The sequence below is a fragment of the Bacillus sp. 7884-1 genome, assembly GCF_002272245.1.
Taxonomy (GTDB): Bacteria; Bacillota; Bacilli; order Bacillales; family Cytobacillaceae; genus Neobacillus.
Genome location: NZ_NPDD01000169.1, coordinates 60,310 through 77,636, shown reverse-complemented (window position 1 = coordinate 77,636; position 17,327 = coordinate 60,310). Strand labels below are relative to the sequence as shown.

Genomic DNA, 17,327 nt, shown 5'->3' with positions numbered 1-17,327 from the left:
TAAAAACACCCCGTAAAATTAGAATGGTGTCTAACTTTTACGGGGCATATCAGTTTCCGACGTCTTTTCCTACAAGCCTAAACTTCACTTTTTTGTTTTTTAAAAAACTGTGGTAAATACTCTTTATGTGCTTCAAGCATTTCGTCTAATATTTGCTTTGCAATTCTATCAGAAGGTACCAAAGGGTTAATGGTCATCGCAAGAAGTGCGGTATTATAGTCACCGGTAACCGCTGCTTCTGCAGAAATTCGTTCAAATGATTTAATTTGTTGAACGAGACCCCTGACAGCAACCGGCATATCGCCAACCGCTATAGGCTTTGGACCATCTTTTGTAATCATACAATTCACTTCAACAGCAGAGTCGTCCGGAATGCTCGCAATGGCTCCATTGTTTCTCGTGTTGACTGGCTGAATGTCGCGCTTGTCATTGTAAATGGAGTTAATCAGATTGCACGCGGCATCACTATAATAAGCACCTCCACGTTTTTCAAGTTGAGGAGGCTTGATACTTAGATTGGGATCTTTATATAACTCAAATAATTCTTTTTCTACCTGTTTGACTACCTCTGCACGAGTTCCAACGGTTTTAAAGGATTCTAACTCTTCTTCCAATATGCTGCTAGTTTGATAGTAATACCGGTGATACGGACATGGCAGGACCTTTAATCCTTTAATAAATGCTGGCTCCCAACCAAGATCAATAATATTTTTCATCGTAATCCCCGATTGTTTACTGGTCAGTTTATCTAGTAAATCTTCCGTTATATTAATACCATCTAGGTACACATTCAATCCATACACCATATGATTCAGTCCTGCAAAATCGATATGGACTCTATCAGCAGAGACTTCTAATAGCTTGGCAATTCCCATTTTCATCCCTACAGGAACATTGCACAATCCAACTACCTTTTTAATATTGCTATATCTTAAAACAGCTTCAGTCACCATTCCTGCTGGGTTTGTAAAATTCACCAGCCAGGCATCTGGACATAACTCCTCGATATCCTTACAAATATCTAAAATCACAGGAATCGTTCTTAAACCTTTAAATAATCCGCCAGGACCATTGGTTTCTTGGCCGATTACATCATATTTTAATGGGATCTTTTCGTCCTTCGCACGTGCATCAAGTAATCCTACTCGAAATTGAGTTGTGACAAAATCCGCATCCTTTAAGGCCTCTCGACGGTTAAGTGTGAGATGAACCTCAATTGGCAGTCCCGCTTTTTCAATCATTCTTTTTGCTAATGCACCAACAATATTGAGCTTTTCCTCCCCCGCGGGAATATCAACCAACCAAAGCTCGCGTACAGGCAGCTCTTCATATCTCTTAATAAACCCCTCTACAAGTTCAGGTGTATAGCTGGATCCTCCGCCAATTGTTACGATTTTAATTCCTTTACTCATCTTTATGTACCTCCTTTTTTGAGACAGTTTCATATAAATCAACTATAACGGTGGCTAAGTCCCTTACAGTCAAGGCATTCATCAAGTGGTCTTGCGCGTGCACCATTAATAAAGATACTTCGGATTTTGCCCCGTTAACTTCATTTTGAATTAATTGTGTTTGAACATGATGGGCTTCATTTAATGCTTCCGATGCCTGTTTTAACTTTTTATTCGCTTCAACAAAATTCCCTTCTTTTGCTGCAGCGATAGCTTCCATTGACGAACTTTTTCCATTTCCCCCATGAAGAATGATTTGGAAAATGGTTTGCTCTGAAATCATCACAATTCTTCCCTCCTTTCTAAACAAAAGATTGATAGCCTACTTCTTTATACGTTACTAATTTAATATTCTTATCTAAAAATGCCTGCTGAACCTTTTTATCTGTCAAAATAGCTAGTTCCCTTACACGTTGTAAAGCATATGAACTGCCAGAAAGTAACGGCTCATCAATATATGCCGGATGTGTCATGATTTCAGCAGTTTCATAGGATAAAGCACTATCTGCAAGCTCTATTAAATGCTTTGCTGACAGGTCATTTCCATAAAAAGCTGGACTGAAGTATTGAACCATTTGTAATTCCTCGTTACTTACATGTCTTGGGTCCGCCGATACTTTACGAACAGGCAAATTATATTTCTTTGCCAGCTTAGCAACAATTGGGTAAATTTTTTCATGTCCATGGAGATGGTGATGACTATCAATATGTGTTGGCTGTAATCCGAAGGAAAGAAATTTTTCTATCTGACTTGTATATTCTTTTTCAATATCCGACAAGCTCGCATGCTTCACCAAATCATTCATTTTATGAAAGAATCCATTCTCATTAGTAAGAGAAGGAACCTCTTCATTTACTGGTGCACCACAATCTAATACAAGATGGATTCCGACACCTAATCCTGGATTTCCCAATGCAAGAGCTGCAGCATGTGCAGCTCCTGGCATATTGGTCATCATTGTAGCAGAAGTAACAACGCCATTTTTATATGCTTCGATAATTCCAAGGTTTACTCCCTTTGAGTAACCAAAGTCATCTGCATTAATAACAAGTTTCGTCATAGTGCCTCCTTATGCAGTAAAGCCATTCCCATCTAAATTTTTGTCAGATGAAACGCCTCGTTCTTCAGCTAGCTTTTGTCGATCCCACATTTTGAAGAATGGATAGTAGATTCCAAAACATATAACAAAATTCACAATCTGAAGAATGGCTCCCGAAACTTTTCCTCCTGCGGCCAAATATCCACCGATAATTGGCGGCATTGTCCAAGGAACTGCTATTCCTGCTGGTTTGGCTACTAACCCTGTTGACATAGCGATATAAGTGGTAATAACCATAACAAGAGGTGCTAAAATAAATGGCACGATCATTAGAGGATTCATTACGATTGGCATTCCAAACGTAATCGGTTCGTTAATATTGAATAATCCTGGTCCAATCGCCAATCGTCCCAATTGTTTCATTTGTTGACTTTTTGCCCAGAATAGCATCGCAATCACAAGCGCTAACGTTGCACCACTGCCGCCTACATAAATAAAGATATCGAAGAACTGCTGTGTGAAAATATTCGGTAAGTTTTGGCCGTCTTGGAAAGCGATACGGTTGGTATCCATCGAAGATAACCAGATAGGTCCCATAACGCCACCTACAATAGATGCACCATGTAAACCGCATGACCAAAGTAATTGAATGAGTAGAACGGCCACAAGACTTCCAATTAGACTTCCTCCGAGTACCCCAAGTGGCTTTCCTAATAATTCACCCACTATATTGTGGAGGCTTGCAAAAGATGTTTGTTCAATGATTAAGCGTAGGATCCAAATAATAGCGATAACAAAAAATCCTGGAATTAGTGCAATAAATGATTTACTTACAGCTGGCGGAACTCCATCTGGCATACGTATAACAATATTCCTCTGAACAACGAATCGATAAATTTCTGTAGAAAGCATAGCGACCAGCATTGCTACGAATAGTCCCTTACTTCCCATTAATGCGGTAGGAATCGCTCCTCCTACCAAAATTGCCTCTTTTGCCCCTTCTGGTAAAAACGATACTTGATAGGGAGTGGCCAACAAAAATGCAGCAACAGAAATGGCCCCTGCCGATAAGGCATCCAGTCCATACTTTTCAGCTAACCTGTATGCAATACCAAACGCTGCAATCAGTGCCATAATGTCGAATGTAGCTCCCACTGGATATAGCAGCTTTGACAGCCATGCTTCTCCAAATATACCTGCCATAAAATCCGCATAACCAGGAATTGGGATAAATCCTAATATTAAAAATAATGACCCTACTATAATCAAAGGCATTGTCAAAATGAGTCCGTCACGTAATGCTTGTAAATGACGTTGTGCAGCAATACGTCCTGCAACAGGCATAATCTTATTTTCTAAGATATTATTAATTTTGCTCATCCCATTCACACTCCCCTATTTAGAAACTAATTGTTGTGCATACTTAAGAACCTCTAACCCATTACAAGTTCCATAATGAACCATATTAATGACATCAACTGGAATTCCTTTTTCCTCACCAAGTTTTTTTAATTGTGGTAATAAATAGCGTACCTGTGGACCTATCAGTAATACATCCGCCTCGTCAATATGTTTACGAACAGCATCTCCTGAAACAGCCCAAATTCTTGCTTCTACGCCTTGCTCTTCTGCACATTTCTGCATTTTTGATACTAATAAACTTGTAGACATACCAGCTGCACAACAAAGTAAAATATTCATTTCTTCTCCCCCTTTAGTTTTTATCTGTGGGATTCTTGTTGTAATTCCATTCTATTTTGGAAACGCTTACATCTTTACACAAGCTTTTTCCGTTGCGCTCCGGAAAATATTATTTGACTTCTCAAATAATACAAAAATGCCAATGTATACGGTTTGGTAACATTGGCAACAGGATGATAGCTAAAGTTAAAATAATTCTAAGAATTCATCATACGTTTTGCACTTTAGCAGCTGCTGAACGATTTGAATATCTTCAACTATTTTGACTAACAAAGCATACATTTTTTGCAGATAGGTAGAGCTGTTTTTCTCTATACTTAACAGACAAATAAATTGAACTCTTTTACCGCTCCATTCTATTGGCTTTTGCAATGTACAGATAGCCCAAAAGGTAGAATCAGTCTTCTGTGTGATGGGATGGGGGATCGCAACCAGATTCCCAAAACTGGTCGGAGATAACGCTTCTCTTTCAAAGACTGCGTCAATAAAGGTAGAATCAACAAGTCCTAGTTTTTCTAGTTTTTCGCCTAAGAAGTAGAGAACCTCTTCTTTTGTCTCAAACTTTTCTTGTAAAAAGACGAGTTCTTTTTTCGTATATTCTAAGGTTCCATGTTTTCTTTCTTCTAATACTTTTTCTACTTTTTCAAAATCATTCCCTCCAAGAAATGTGTTCACCACAATAACAGGTACCGGCAGGGATTCTTTAATAGGAATGGTGCTAACGATAAAATCAAGTGAATCAAAAGGGACTTCATTAAGTTTGTAATATTCTGTTGTGCCGACGATTTCAAGCTTTGCCCCAAATTTTGATTGCAGCTTATATGACAATAGCCGGGCACTTCCCACACCAGATGCACATACAATCATACAACGCTTTGGTTCAGTATGAATCGCTCTTCTTTCTATTGCAGCCCCAATATGTAGGGCAAGATAGCCAACTTCATTTTCATCAATATCTATTTCTAGTTCTTTTTTTAGTACCATAGCCGCAATGATTCCTGCCTCAAAGGCAATCGGGTAATTCGATTTTATTTCATCAATCATTGGATTTCTTAAATTCATCCCATAACGATAGCGGCTTATAGCCGGCTTTAAATGTAAGCCTATGGCGACAATCAGTTCTTGATCATCTTTAAGGCCCAAGGTTAACTTTGTTTCAATGGAATCAAGAATCTCCATCGTCAATCGGTAGATATCTTTGTCAATATAATTCTGAATGTCACCGGATTTATTATTTAAATGTCTAATCATCCTCGTCCCTAACAAGTGTATAGCAACATAAGCAATTTCCGTTTCTGGAAAAACTACTTTCATCCTATTCTCAATTTCTCGAACAATCTTATTTGCAACGCCATATTCTTTTTGATTTGTAACATCTTTTAGTTCTTCGTTATTCAGAATGACATAATTTCCATCTATAATGCGTTTACACGCAATCGCTATATGAATGATCAGGTTATTTAACCCAATGTCTGATAAGGTAATTTTGTTTTCTTTAATTTGTTCTAAAATAATCGCTCGAATCATTTTCATTTCATCTATTGGAATGAGAGACTTTTGAGATGAATGTAGATCATATTCTGTTTGGATTCTATCAAAAACATACTCTGACATACAAAACCGAAGTTTCACTTCTTCGCCCTTTACCTTCAAACCATAGTTTGGCTTCACATCAAAGGAAAGGTCGTACGTTTGGAGGATTTTCTTTACATCTTTTAAATCATTTTGAACAGTTGATTTACTGATAAATAATTCATCCGCTAAGTCTTCAAGTTTCAGAAAATTTTCTGTAAGGAGAAGGCGTTTCATTAAATAATGAACACGTTCTTCTGGTGAATTTGGCAGTATAGAGGGCTTCAGCTTTTCACTTTGAAATTCTTCAAGCAGGAACTTCCGAAATCGTTTGTCATCGTCAATTTTCAGTTTGTATCCTGCACCTCGAATCGATTTGATCGATGCTCCATATTTCGAAAGTAATGTCTCTAACTCTTTCATGTCATTTCGTATGGTTCTCGAGGTTACTTGGATAACATTTGCTAAGTATTCGCTCGTGATGGCAGAATCGACTATTAGCAGTTCTCGCAAAATGGCAATAGTTCGGTTATTTAACATGATCAATCCCTGCCCTTAAAAAGAATGATTTCAAATATGTATTTATCTAATGATTAATATAAATCGATCTATTGGGCTATCTGCTTTTCATAGAATATTGAAAAAAGGCTTTACTACTATCATAATCTCAATGTCACCTAACACCTATTGGGTTAATTCTTCAGGACTTTTAGCCCATAAACCTATCCTTTAATAAATAATACACAGTATTAATAGGCAACTATAGGCATAAAGGATTAAATTTCATATAAAAAATTGGGGTAATTCTAGCTTTCCATTACCTATTTCAACAATAAGAGCAGCAAAAGAAGCCTGTTAAAATCAGCAGACTTCTTTAGATGAATATTTCTATTAGACTAAACTTGTTATTTACCGATAAATTCCTGTGTCCAATAATTTCCTTGTGAAACATAACCAACCCCAATATGGTTGAAGTTCGGGCTAAGGATGTTCTTGCGGTGACCTTCGCTATTCATCCAAGCTTTTACAACTTCTTCAGGAGTTCGCTGCCCCATGGCAATATTTTCACCAGCATATCGATACGAGATCCCGTATTTTTTCATCATGTCAAACGGTGAGCCATATGTTGGGCTTGTATGGCTAAAATAGCCGTTCGCAGACATATCACGAGATTTTTCACGTGCCATTTTGCTAAGTGTCAAATCTACTTTAAGCGCAGGCAATCCATTTTTTGAACGTTCCTGATTAGTAAGGTCGACCACTTTTTGCTCATAAGCACTTAAAGTACTTGTATTTTGTGGTGTAGTTGGTGTTGATGTCTCAGACGGCTTCTCTACAGGTTGCTGCTGTACGGGTGGTGGAGTAGTTGTTTGAGCAGGCTGTTGTGTTGGTTGACTAGGTTGTGTCTGAACAGGCTGTTTTACTGTCGTTTTCGGCAGTGAGAAACCTAAACTAGCAAGATATTTTTCTATTACAGTATTAATCTCATTCATATTTGTTCCTTGATAGACATAGACCTTTTCCTGTACTACTGGATTAAAGGCAGCAGCATCTGCTTTATTCATTGCTGGATTGGCCATTACTACAGCTGCCGCAGCTACTACGGTTAAAAGTGCTTTCTTTTTCAACATTTTTAAATCCTCCTTAAAAATTGCCGTTATTTGCAAATTCATCGTACCATATGATTTTTGTCATATTTAAGGAAGGATTTTACAGGTAAAAACACTAATACTTCTTTTTACTTTTGCTAAGTTCTATTTACGCTTACAATATAACCTTTGTGGATTTTCCTTAATCAGAACTCTTCTCTTTTAAACACTACTAATTTCAGGAAAAATTACCAACAATTATTACAAAAATGAGGATTGACAGCATGCTGAAAAAAGAACATATTTAACAAATATTTCAGTAAAATATCATCGCTAACAGAAATATTAAATAGAGGATGTATTTCAGGCACATTTATTTTTACCTTTGATCAGAAGGTGAAATAGGTGGATCTAGCTGAATTTTTTTGTTTGGATATATTTTTGAAATGATAGAAGAAGACTCTGCCAACCTTTTGATTTCGTTTGCTGGTAATTCCATTGAAACTCCGTTGAAGGCAGTCTTATAAGTGTTCCTAACTGTATAGGGTACTTGGTTCTTATCTAATAAAGTTTGAAGTTCATTTTGAAAGGTTACATGACTTTCTTCTACCTTTTCCTTCGCTTCCTCTATTGTTAAAGGAATCCCCTTTGCTTCTGCTTCTAAAACGGCTATTTTAGCTGGTTTTGTTTTAAATTCAATGATAATTGAGGTCATTTGTTCACTTGATAGATCAATTGCAGGATCTATTTGGACTGAAGGATTCATTGTTTCTTTCACCTCCTTTTCCTCATCTACATTTTGATTCCTTTCCTGACATCCACTCAAAATAAACAGGAAAGCAATTGCCAAAATGGCCACTCTATAATATTTCTTCATTTATCATTACATCCCCTTTTTAGCTGAAGCTTCAAAATGACTATATAACAGAATTTTGTCCTTTATCCTCCCTTATCAAACATTTTTCTAGAGCGGATGTTATTTCAAAAAAAACGCTATTCTTTCTATTATTATATATGCAGGATGGAAGCGGCATTCATACTGATTTTCAAGAAATGGTACGAGCCTTTATTTTTTAAAAAACCTGCCCATATATATGTAACCCCCAAATTGTGGAACTATATTATATATTCGTCTTTATTAATCAATATATTTTTACGAATGGATTGCAACTCTTCTTTGACTTGTTCTAAGTTTGTTTGAATATTGTAAGATATCGTTTTGGGTTTTCTATTAGAATCTGCTTTCTGTTTGGGATACAACCATTTCAATATGTAGCACCTTCCGGACAATAGATTATTATTTAAGGTGTGCATTCGTGCTACTTTTATACAAATCTTCCCTGCTTGTTGGACATTTGAACACTAAAAGTTAAATTAGTAATGAGGGAAATCTGTTATTACAAAGCAGAAAATGACAGGATTTAAATATAGATAGTTGTTACGATGTACATAAGGAGTGATCGATATGGGATGGGTAGAATCATTACAACAAGCTATAGACTATATGGAGGAACATTTACTAGAAGAAATATCGATTGAAGACATTGCTAAACAAGCGAATGTATCAGAGTTTCACTTTCAACGTATTTTTTCTGTACTTACAGATATTACTGTAGGTGAATATCTTCGTCGCAGACGTCTAACATTGGCAGCACAAGAACTTTCTACAACTGAAAGCAAAATTATTGATGTCGCCCTAAAATATGGCTATGACACTCCAGAATCTTTTTCAAAAGCTTTCCGCAGGCAGCACGGCATCACTCCTAGTCAAGCACGTAATTACGCGGGAAAGCTGAAATCTTATAACCGCCTGACCATTCAGGTGAATTTGAAAGGAGCAGAACCTATGAATTACAAAATTGTGGAAAAAGAGAGTTTTAAAGTTGTCGGTGTGAAGCGGGAGTTCTCCTGCGAAAATGGGGAGAATTTAGCTGGGATTCCTAAAATGTGGGATGATGTCCATGTGGATGGAACAAATGATTTATTATTTCAGTTAAATGATGGTCTAATTAAAGGTGTACTTGGGGTATGTGTGGATAAACGCGCACCTGGTTCTCCCTTAATGGATTACTGGATTGCAACCGCACATACTGGCAAAACTCCAGAGGGTCTAATGGATCTTGAAATACCTGCTTCAAAATGGGGAGTATTTGAAGTTCACGGCGCCATGCCTGATGCTATTCAAACTGTGTGGAAGCAAATCATCTCAGAATGGTTTCCATCTAGTCATTATGAACATGCAGGAACACCAGATTTAGAAGTCTATTCAAATGGAAATCCATCAAACCCTGATTATTACTCTGAAATTTGGATCCCTTTAAAATAAAAACACTTGCAAAACAAGAACCCTGGATAACCATTCGATATCAGGGTTCTTGTTTTTTTAAGATAAACATATTAAATCTTTTCGTCGGTAAACACTTAACACAACTCCAATTAGGATGGCATTAAGCACAGTCGGCATTAGACCATAGCTGATAAACGGCAGCGACATTGTCGTAAGCGGAAAGAATCCTAGTACCATTCCAATATTACTTAGCAGCTGGATACTATAAAGAGCAACGCCGCCTATTAAAAGAAGCTTTCCATATGAATCCTTTATTTTTGAATGGATGGCAATCATTCTAGCTGCAAAAAGCAGAAGAATCGTGACAAGTAAAACTCCAAAAAGCCAGCCGTAAGAATAGGTAAAGCTTACAAAAACAAAGTTCGTATGCGCTTCTGGTATAAATTCTTTTATCCTAGGTTGTCCAAACCCGTCAAACCAGCCAAACCAGCCAGCTTTTGTCATAAGTTCCTGACTCTTTAAGATCATGAATCCTGCACCATCTGCATATTTTTCTGGCTCAAAAAGCGCCAGCAGTCTTACAATCTGATAAGGCTTAACGAATTGCCAAGCTACAATACCTATTACTAAAATAATGCTAAATGTGCCTGTTGTAATCAGCCATTTAACCTTTTTACTATACTTACTCCACCAAAGCATAACGAATACCATTACAAAATATAGATAGAGTGTTGGAATACTCGCTACTGCAAGAAATAGAAGTATCGGGCTGAGAAACAATAAAAGAAACTGCCAAACCCTTAACTTTTCATTGGTAAAGAATGAAGCCCAGGCAAGATAAAGGAACGGTAAAGCCATCAGGCTTTCAATTGTAATTGGTCCAAGCTTTAGCAGCGGCATCCCATTGATCATAACGTTGGAGAAAAACATCAAGATGACTAGAAGCAAAATTCCTATTGTGTAAAATAGCCAGCCAAGTTTTTTCCATTTACGGTAATCAACCAGCATTACCCCTACTGTTGCAGTAACGCCGATAAGGACAATAAGTATTTTGTAAATAATATAGTGCCAATCTTCCATATAACCCAGAGATACCATTGGCAAGAAACTAAGTCCTAAAGCTGTGGTTAGCAGGATTACCAGCCACCAATCTACCTTTGGTCGATGAAGCTTATTCATCTGTATACCCAGTTTTGTCGGACTTCCCATTTGTTCGACGGCTTTTTCTTCCGCTTCACTCTCTGATAGTCCTTTCTCCATCCATGTATTTTTTGCTTCCTTTAAATGATAATTTAGCTCTTTTGCGACATAGGCCTTTGCTTCCTTTGATTTAATTTGATCAGTGACCTCATTTATGAAAATCTGCTTTTTATTATTCACCAATGATCGCTCACCCCTCTAACAATTCCTTAAATACAAATCGTCGTTTTATTCGCTTTTGTTCAGCTTTGTTTAATAACTTCCTGCCTTTATCCTTTAACCAATAATATTTAGCTCCCGATTCGTCCCAGTTGGTTTCGATGCAGCCAGACTGCTCTAAACGATGTAACAGGGTATACAAGAAACCTTCGTTATTCTCGAATTTCTGGATTCCCCGTCCTCGAAGAAGTCCCGTTAATTCATGCCCGGTTTTTTCTTGAACAAGTAGCTGCATGACTGCTAGAAGAATTTCATCATCACTAACTTCCAATTGGTTTATTTTTTTTCTTATTGCCTTTTGGTGCTGGTTAGAAAATTCCAAGTCTGTAAATGTTCTTTTATCCATTATTTTCTTTAAATTCTTTAAGCGATTTTCCACACCTATTCCTCCAATCTTTCTTTCAGAAGTTCCTTTGCCCGCCTTAGTCTAGTCTTAACAGTATTAACACCTGTGTCCGTCACCATTGCAATTTCCTTAAGCGGCATCTCCTCATAGTAAAATAGGTAAATCACTTCTCGATATTTAATCGGCAGCGTCATAATGGCTGATATTAATTCATCATCTTCTTCTTTTTGGATCACAGCCTGCTCCACAAGCTCTTTTTTGCTGCCGTTACTGAGTATTTCTTTACCGGCAATGACCACATTTTTGTTGTACCAGCTTCTATGGAAATCCTTACAATGATTGATAGCAATCCGCCACAGCCAGGTCCTCAATTTAGATTTTCCGCTATATGTATGGAGACTTTTATAACATTTAATGAAGATATCCTGCGTTAAATCCTCCGCAATCGCTTTATTATTAACATAGGAATATGTCAGCTGTAAGATCTCCTGGCCGTATTGATTCATAATCTCATCCATTAGGAGTTCTTTATCTTCTGATAAAAATCCATCAATAATCAATTCTTCCACTACTTTCACTCCTTCCTAAACTATAGACGATGTGCCCGGTAAGGAAGTTTTTACTTTCTTTATTATTTTATATTAAATGGTTGAAACTCTTAACATTAAATCCTATAAGGAATAAGAACTTGCTTAACGGTTAAAATGAGGAAGAACTGCACTAGATGGAGGAATTTTCATGAATAACAAATCAATGGAGAAAGAGGTACATGACATCATATTAACGACAAAAATGCCATTTACGCGGGGATAAATGGTGAACAAATAGTAGAGCCACTACGACTTTAATTAAATGCTGCGATTTTGAATGCAATTCAAAATGTAAAATACTAGAGTACTATTGATACACCCAAAAGTTAAAGAGGTACTAAACCGTATCGATTTGCACCTCCAAAATGGGTTATTATTTAATGTTTGCTCCCCGTCAACTGGACACCTTAAACGTGCCTTTTTGTTTTCAAAAAACTTCTAATACTAGCTCGCCTGTAGGATATTGTTTTCTGTACGTTTCTTTTTTCCATGGAGTACATAGTACAAAAAGATGCTCGCAAATACGACCACTGCCAAGGTAAAATACAACCCCCGAAAACCAACTATAGGAATGATAAATCCTAATAGAAAAGGACCAACTCCTACTCCAGAATCCATAAACACGAAAAAAGTTGAGGTTGCAAGCCCCACTCGGTGCCGGGGTGATTCCTTTATGGCAATAGCTTGACAGCAAGAATTCATTGTTCCATATCCAAGACCAATTAGTGCTCCTGCTAAAAGGAGAATGAATCCTTGGTTGGCTTGGCTAAGAGTGACTAATCCGATCACAAATAATAGTAACGCTGGATATATCACAATGTTATCCCCTTTTTTATCTAATAGCCGTCCAGTAAATGGTCTTGAAATCAGGATGAAGACAGCATAAATAAGAAAGAAGAAACTTGCGGCCTCCATTAAATTTATTTCTTTTGCATAGGAAGTCATAAATGACAGGATACCTGAGTAAGCAAAACCCATAATTGCAATAATGATAGCGATAGGAACAGCCTTTATTTCGAAAAAATCTTTCAACTTAAAGCCTTTCATCGCATCAAACTGTTCTTTTGTGAGGTGTCCTTCAGGGATATGCACAAATAATACGATAATCGTACTTATGAGAGAGAAAAGTGTACAAGCTGCAAATATTATCGTAAAACTTCCTTGTTGGCTGATATAAAGACCTAGGAAGGGGCCAACTGCCATCGCAAGAGTTATACTTAATGAAAAATAGCTTATTCCTTCTCCTCGACGTTCATACGGAATAATATCGGTAATAACTGTTGCTATAACTGTGGTAAACAACCCAAACGCTGCTCCATGAATAAAACGAATAAATAATAATACGTTCATGTTTCCTACAATAAAATATAACAACATCATAATCAAAAATAAAAATAATCCACCATAAAGCATCTTTTTACGTCCAATAATCTCAATATATTTTCCAGCAAAAATACGTGAAACTAGTGCACCCACTACAAAGATACTAGACGCAAGACCCGCCATGCTTTGTGAAGCGTTAAATTCTTCAATCGCATAAACGGTTAAAGTCGTTATTAATAAATAAAAGGTCAAACCCCCAAAAAATGTAGAAACGGACATGATAATAAAATCTTTTGTCCATAATTTCGTTGTATTCACCCCAATGCCCCCTATTTCAAAAACAATAAAGTATATTGTCCAATGTTTTCCTTACTGATTATTTTGTACTTGCAATAGCCTCGTTTCCGATTCTAACAAACCACATATCTTTCCACTTCTAATTTTTAGATGTTTAAAAATCTCGCTTAGAAATTTTCATATACAACAATTTATTGAATTTTTGACCACTATGTGGTACATGTGTATTGCTATTTGGTTAACTTGAGTTTAAATAATTTATAACACCTTTGTCAATCATATTGTTTTCTTCATATATTTTTTCAAAAAAAAGAAGCCAAGAATAAGTTAACCTTATCCTAAAAGCTTCTTTTGCACCTATTACTATTTTTCAGAAAAACTTTTAGACTATAACTTGTTAATATGTTGTCCCTTACCAACTTTCCAGGTATTCCTATTAATCTTGGTAATCGTTAATCCCATTATTAGTCTTGTATCTGCAATTATCATAAACAAAGCTGTACCAATTGCCAGGTGGACAACAGCCCATGGGATGCTAATATTGGTTATGATTGTGAGGATGCCACTTAATATCTGGATTACTACCACAGCAGCAGCAAGTAATAAACGCCTTTTCAATCCCGGACCCCAATTATTCAGATAAGCCTTAAACATTAGGAAAATAGTATATGCTGCAGTAAGTACCGCTAATACCCTGTGCCCAGTTTGAAGGATTTCAGGTGTCGTTACGGGCAGCAGTGTTTCTCTACAATCCAGCCAACCACAGGCCAGACCAAAATATTCGTGCTTAATAAATGCGCCAAATCCCATGGTTAATAAAAGCAGGATAATTAATACATTTAACTGAAATACGACTTTCGATTTCCTGTTGTCACTTAATTTCGTTTCAATACGTGCATGAGATTCAGTTCGATAAATCCATAACAAGACCAGCATGAACAACATGGCTACAAGTAGATGAACAGTAATAACAATTGTCGGCAAGTCCAGCACAACAACCACTGCCCCCGCTAAAATCTGTAAAGTTAGTAATCCAACTAGCCAATTTCCCGAAGTTTGAAGCATTTTATTACTCTTATTCCGTTTGATTAAAACAAAAAGAGATACAACCAAAATGGCTAGAAGAAGCCCTATTACCCTGTGTGCAAATTCAATCAGTGTCGCATTTTCTAAAATAGGAATAACCTCGCCATTACATAATGGCCACTCTGGGCCACATCCCATTCCCGATTCCGAAGAAGCAACATATCCTCCGAAAACGATTAGTATGTAGGTAAGTACAACTGAGATAATAGCTACTAGTTTTATAATAATTCCTCCTATCAGCAAACTTTTAACCAAAGTTTACCAACAATTGAAAACTGTCAAAGTGAAGCTAATCACTATTATCTATTTTTTCTAAAAATTCGGTAATAAAAGAAACAGCAATCGAATAGGATTGCTGTCGGTGGAAAATATTAATTGGTTTCTAGATGTGTTAATTTTGAAGTCATATAATTCTTTAGCCCCTCTAAATCCTTTAACTCTCTTTTTGGGATTATATAGGCACTTACTGAACTATTATAGAGATAAATGTTTGAGTCATCTTCTTTCAACTTAATGATACCAGTCCAATTAACCTTGGTTTCACCGTTTGGATTACTGTCCACAATCCCATCTTCACTCAATGTCATTGTATGTTCCCCTAGCAGACCCTCATTTTTCCCTTCCCTTATCATTTTCTTAGTCTGACTAAGGATCCGAGTTTGGAAGTACTTTGGATAAAAAATAACCCATAGTATACCGACAATTAGAAATGGAATCAATGCATATAAAAATGGGATGTCGGCTAAATTCGCAAATATGTAAGCAAAAATGATATAAACAAATGGAGTCGCAAACCTTTGTGTTTTCAAGGATTTATTCGCAGACTCGGAGTTATTTATATGGAACATATTAAATTTCAGATAATCCTCTTCCGTTAAATGATAGTTAATTACCATGATTATTCTCCAATGCAAATAATATAATGTTTTGTGATGAATTCGTACATTCTCTCCATTATAACTTTCATTGCTTCAATAGTCGCTAAAATATCCCCATTCACTTCAAGACTATGATTGGCATTCGGGATAACCAGCATACTAATTAAATTATTATTCTCAAGTAATGAAATTCGTTCTTCAATATAATGTTGGTCTTGATCACCGATGACACAAATAGAGGGAATATCCGTTTTCAACAGCGTATCGAATACTAGATCTTCTTTTAGCAGCGGTGTTAACCAAATACCAACTGGATTATAGATATACTTACGTTGCTTCCATTCCATAGCCATAGGAATACTTCCTATTGATTTACTTAACAAGAAACACTGCTCGTAATTGGTATTTTTCAAGACTTCATTCACAACATCCTTTACATCATCATACATCCACTGCTCTTGTTCTATTTTGCTAAGCATAGCAAATTGTTTATTTTTCATAAAATGATAATTAATATGTAAGATATCCACTCCATTATCAGTAAACAAATTAGTGGCATAATGAAAAAGCGGCTGTTGGGTTGTATATCCAAGGCCAGGCAGCATGATGCAAATTCTTTTATTTGGTTTTTTGCCCCGAATCCATAAATATGGAATGGTTGATTATTCATTTCTAATCACTTCATTTTCAATTAAATCATACATTCGGTTCACCTCATAATCCCTTTTATTCTCTAAGCTATTCGATAATAAAATTAAGAAACCTTCTACCATACTATTTTTTATTAATTGGTTGTGAAATAAAGGCAGTATATCTTACATTATTAATAGTAAGGATTTTCTATATGAGAGAAGGTAAATTATCATGAGGCAAATACATAGCTCACTAACGGTTTTGCTCGTTTCAGACCTTGAGAAATCAAAAACATATTACCAGGACATATTAGGATGTGAAGTAACTGAATGGTGGGTGATTCGAGATGGTTTCACTGGATTAGGTCTCAAATTACTCCAAGCTAATTCTCCTGAAGATGTTCGACCGAACAGGTCTGCAAAAGGATATACACAACTTGCTCCTGATGTGTATTGCTATGTAGAGAACTGGATAACACTCGAAGGATTATATGTCGAATTTAAAGAAAAGGGAGCTAGAATTGCAATCGAACCTTGGATAGATGAAGAGGCAGGTCCGTGGAAGGAATTCGCCATTTTCGACCCTGATAACTATTGTATCGCATTCGGGGGAACAAATAATAACAACTAAACTAATTAGGATTAAAAAATCACGCCAATCTCATTTGGATGGCGTGATTTTAAACCCGAATTAGGGTCTTCTATCAGCTTTTCATATGTAGCGATTCAGGATTCATTTCCATAAACTCGAGCCAATTTCCATCGGGATCTACTACCCAGAATTGGTAGTTCAAAGCCCTTCCTTGAGTAATTTCGGTGGCTAAAGAAACTCCCTTGTTCATCAATTGATCAGCCGTTTCATGGATATCATCAACCTCGAAACAGATATGGTCTGCTCTGTTCTTAACACCCTCGGTACCTCCGTAAAATAATTCTATGAAACACCCATCCGCCACTTTTACATAGACAATCCACGGTTCACCATTTGGATGATTCAATTCAAACGCTTTCTTAAAACCAAGCCTATTGCAATAAAAATCCAATGAGCGTTCCATATCTACTACATGAAATCCTTTGTGATTAATCCCTTTAATCATCTTTTATCCCACCTTTACT

The 17,327-nt window shown here is 36.6% G+C and carries 18 protein-coding genes; 2 read left to right on the top strand and 16 right to left on the bottom strand.

Going from position 1 to position 17,327, the window contains the following annotated elements; all coding sequences use genetic code 11:
- Window positions 1–77 precede the first annotated feature (77 nt).
- From CHI06_RS19830 to CHI06_RS19795, 8 genes are all read right to left on the bottom strand, one after another.
- Entirely contained in the window at window positions 78–1,412 is a 1,335-nt protein-coding gene (locus CHI06_RS19830; RefSeq protein ID WP_095250341.1) for a 6-phospho-beta-glucosidase, read from the bottom strand.
- Complete coding sequence (locus tag CHI06_RS19825; RefSeq protein WP_095250347.1) at window positions 1,405–1,734, bottom strand: PTS lactose/cellobiose transporter subunit IIA; 330 nt, start codon at window positions 1,732–1,734, stop codon at window positions 1,405–1,407. Before CHI06_RS19825 ends, CHI06_RS19830 begins: the two co-directional genes overlap by 8 nt.
- 19 nt (window positions 1,735–1,753) lie before the next feature.
- Complete coding sequence (chbG, locus tag CHI06_RS19820; RefSeq protein WP_095250340.1) at window positions 1,754–2,512, bottom strand: chitin disaccharide deacetylase; 759 nt, start codon at window positions 2,510–2,512, stop codon at window positions 1,754–1,756.
- 9 nt (window positions 2,513–2,521) lie between these two features.
- On the bottom strand, window positions 2,522–3,871 hold the full coding sequence (gene celB, locus CHI06_RS19815) for a PTS cellobiose transporter subunit IIC (protein ID WP_095250339.1): 1,350 nt from the start codon (window positions 3,869–3,871) through the stop codon (window positions 2,522–2,524).
- A gap of 15 nt (window positions 3,872–3,886) precedes the next feature.
- A complete protein-coding gene (locus CHI06_RS19810) occupies window positions 3,887–4,192 on the bottom strand; it encodes a PTS sugar transporter subunit IIB (protein WP_095250338.1) in 306 nt (101 codons plus the stop codon).
- 186 nt (window positions 4,193–4,378) lie between these two features.
- Window positions 4,379–6,304, bottom strand: coding sequence for a BglG family transcription antiterminator (locus tag CHI06_RS19805; protein WP_095250337.1), 1,926 nt, complete (start codon window positions 6,302–6,304; stop codon window positions 4,379–4,381).
- A 365-nt stretch (window positions 6,305–6,669) separates the two neighbouring features.
- On the bottom strand, window positions 6,670–7,392 hold the full coding sequence (locus CHI06_RS19800; protein ID WP_095250346.1) for a CAP domain-containing protein: 723 nt from the start codon (window positions 7,390–7,392) through the stop codon (window positions 6,670–6,672).
- Window positions 7,393–7,732: 340 nt separating this feature from the next.
- Window positions 7,733–8,230 (bottom strand): protease inhibitor I9 family protein, encoded by a 498-nt coding sequence (locus CHI06_RS19795; protein WP_095250336.1) that lies wholly within the window; start codon window positions 8,228–8,230, stop codon window positions 7,733–7,735.
- 588 nt (window positions 8,231–8,818) lie between these two features.
- Here CHI06_RS19795 and CHI06_RS19790 point away from each other — a divergent pair.
- Window positions 8,819–9,679, top strand: a complete 861-nt coding sequence (locus tag CHI06_RS19790; protein WP_095250335.1) for an AraC family transcriptional regulator — start codon at window positions 8,819–8,821, stop codon at window positions 9,677–9,679.
- Between the two features lie 57 nt (window positions 9,680–9,736).
- Here the strand turns inward: CHI06_RS19790 and CHI06_RS19785 are convergent, their stop codons facing one another.
- The 7 genes from CHI06_RS19785 to CHI06_RS19755 form a co-directional block, all read right to left on the bottom strand.
- Window positions 9,737–11,020: an FtsW/RodA/SpoVE family cell cycle protein gene (locus tag CHI06_RS19785; RefSeq protein WP_095250345.1), complete on the bottom strand. Its 1,284-nt coding sequence runs from the start codon at window positions 11,018–11,020 to the stop codon at window positions 9,737–9,739.
- Between the two features lie 10 nt (window positions 11,021–11,030).
- Window positions 11,031–11,438, bottom strand: a complete 408-nt coding sequence (locus CHI06_RS19780; protein WP_095250334.1) for a PadR family transcriptional regulator — start codon at window positions 11,436–11,438, stop codon at window positions 11,031–11,033.
- A 2-nt stretch (window positions 11,439–11,440) separates the two neighbouring features.
- On the bottom strand, window positions 11,441–11,974 hold the full coding sequence (locus tag CHI06_RS19775) for a sigma-70 family RNA polymerase sigma factor (RefSeq protein ID WP_095250333.1): 534 nt from the start codon (window positions 11,972–11,974) through the stop codon (window positions 11,441–11,443).
- Window positions 11,975–12,439: 465 nt separating this feature from the next.
- Window positions 12,440–13,636, bottom strand: a complete 1,197-nt coding sequence (locus tag CHI06_RS19770; RefSeq protein ID WP_095250332.1) for an MFS transporter — start codon at window positions 13,634–13,636, stop codon at window positions 12,440–12,442.
- Window positions 13,637–14,002: 366 nt separating this feature from the next.
- Entirely contained in the window at window positions 14,003–14,956 is a 954-nt protein-coding gene (locus CHI06_RS19765) for a COX15/CtaA family protein (RefSeq protein WP_095250331.1), read from the bottom strand.
- A 116-nt stretch (window positions 14,957–15,072) separates the two neighbouring features.
- Window positions 15,073–15,597: a YcxB family protein gene (locus tag CHI06_RS19760; protein WP_095250330.1), complete on the bottom strand. Its 525-nt coding sequence runs from the start codon at window positions 15,595–15,597 to the stop codon at window positions 15,073–15,075.
- A gap of 2 nt (window positions 15,598–15,599) precedes the next feature.
- Entirely contained in the window at window positions 15,600–16,184 is a 585-nt protein-coding gene (locus tag CHI06_RS19755) for an alpha/beta family hydrolase (protein WP_095250329.1), read from the bottom strand.
- A 259-nt stretch (window positions 16,185–16,443) separates the two neighbouring features.
- Between CHI06_RS19755 and CHI06_RS19750 the strand changes: the two genes are divergently transcribed.
- Window positions 16,444–16,842: a VOC family protein gene (locus CHI06_RS19750; RefSeq protein WP_095250328.1), complete on the top strand. Its 399-nt coding sequence runs from the start codon at window positions 16,444–16,446 to the stop codon at window positions 16,840–16,842.
- 73 nt (window positions 16,843–16,915) lie between these two features.
- Here the strand turns inward: CHI06_RS19750 and CHI06_RS19745 are convergent, their stop codons facing one another.
- Window positions 16,916–17,308: a VOC family protein gene (locus CHI06_RS19745; protein WP_095250327.1), complete on the bottom strand. Its 393-nt coding sequence runs from the start codon at window positions 17,306–17,308 to the stop codon at window positions 16,916–16,918.
- Between the last annotated feature and the right edge of the window lie 19 nt (window positions 17,309–17,327).

Bases quoted from the DNA above. Each gene is read 5' to 3' on its own strand.
- CHI06_RS19830 (WP_095250341.1), bottom strand. From the start codon at position 1,412: ATGAGTAAAGGAATTAAAATCGTAACAATTGGCGGAGGATCCAGCTAT.
- CHI06_RS19825 (WP_095250347.1), bottom strand. From the start codon at position 1,734: ATGATTTCAGAGCAAACCATTTTCCAAATCATTCTTCATGGGGGAAAT.
- CHI06_RS19750 (WP_095250328.1), top strand. From the start codon at position 16,444: ATGAGGCAAATACATAGCTCACTAACGGTTTTGCTCGTTTCAGACCTT.
- CHI06_RS19805 (WP_095250337.1), bottom strand. From the start codon at position 6,304: ATGTTAAATAACCGAACTATTGCCATTTTGCGAGAACTGCTAATAGTC.
- CHI06_RS19810 (WP_095250338.1), bottom strand. From the start codon at position 4,192: ATGAATATTTTACTTTGTTGTGCAGCTGGTATGTCTACAAGTTTATTA.
- CHI06_RS19795 (WP_095250336.1), bottom strand. From the start codon at position 8,230: ATGAAGAAATATTATAGAGTGGCCATTTTGGCAATTGCTTTCCTGTTT.
- CHI06_RS19745 (WP_095250327.1), bottom strand. From the start codon at position 17,308: ATGATTAAAGGGATTAATCACAAAGGATTTCATGTAGTAGATATGGAA.
- chbG (WP_095250340.1), bottom strand. From the start codon at position 2,512: ATGACGAAACTTGTTATTAATGCAGATGACTTTGGTTACTCAAAGGGA.
- CHI06_RS19755 (WP_095250329.1), bottom strand. From the start codon at position 16,184: ATGCTGCCTGGCCTTGGATATACAACCCAACAGCCGCTTTTTCATTAT.
- CHI06_RS19760 (WP_095250330.1), bottom strand. From the start codon at position 15,597: ATGGTAATTAACTATCATTTAACGGAAGAGGATTATCTGAAATTTAAT.
- CHI06_RS19790 (WP_095250335.1), top strand. From the start codon at position 8,819: ATGGGATGGGTAGAATCATTACAACAAGCTATAGACTATATGGAGGAA.
- celB (WP_095250339.1), bottom strand. From the start codon at position 3,871: ATGAGCAAAATTAATAATATCTTAGAAAATAAGATTATGCCTGTTGCA.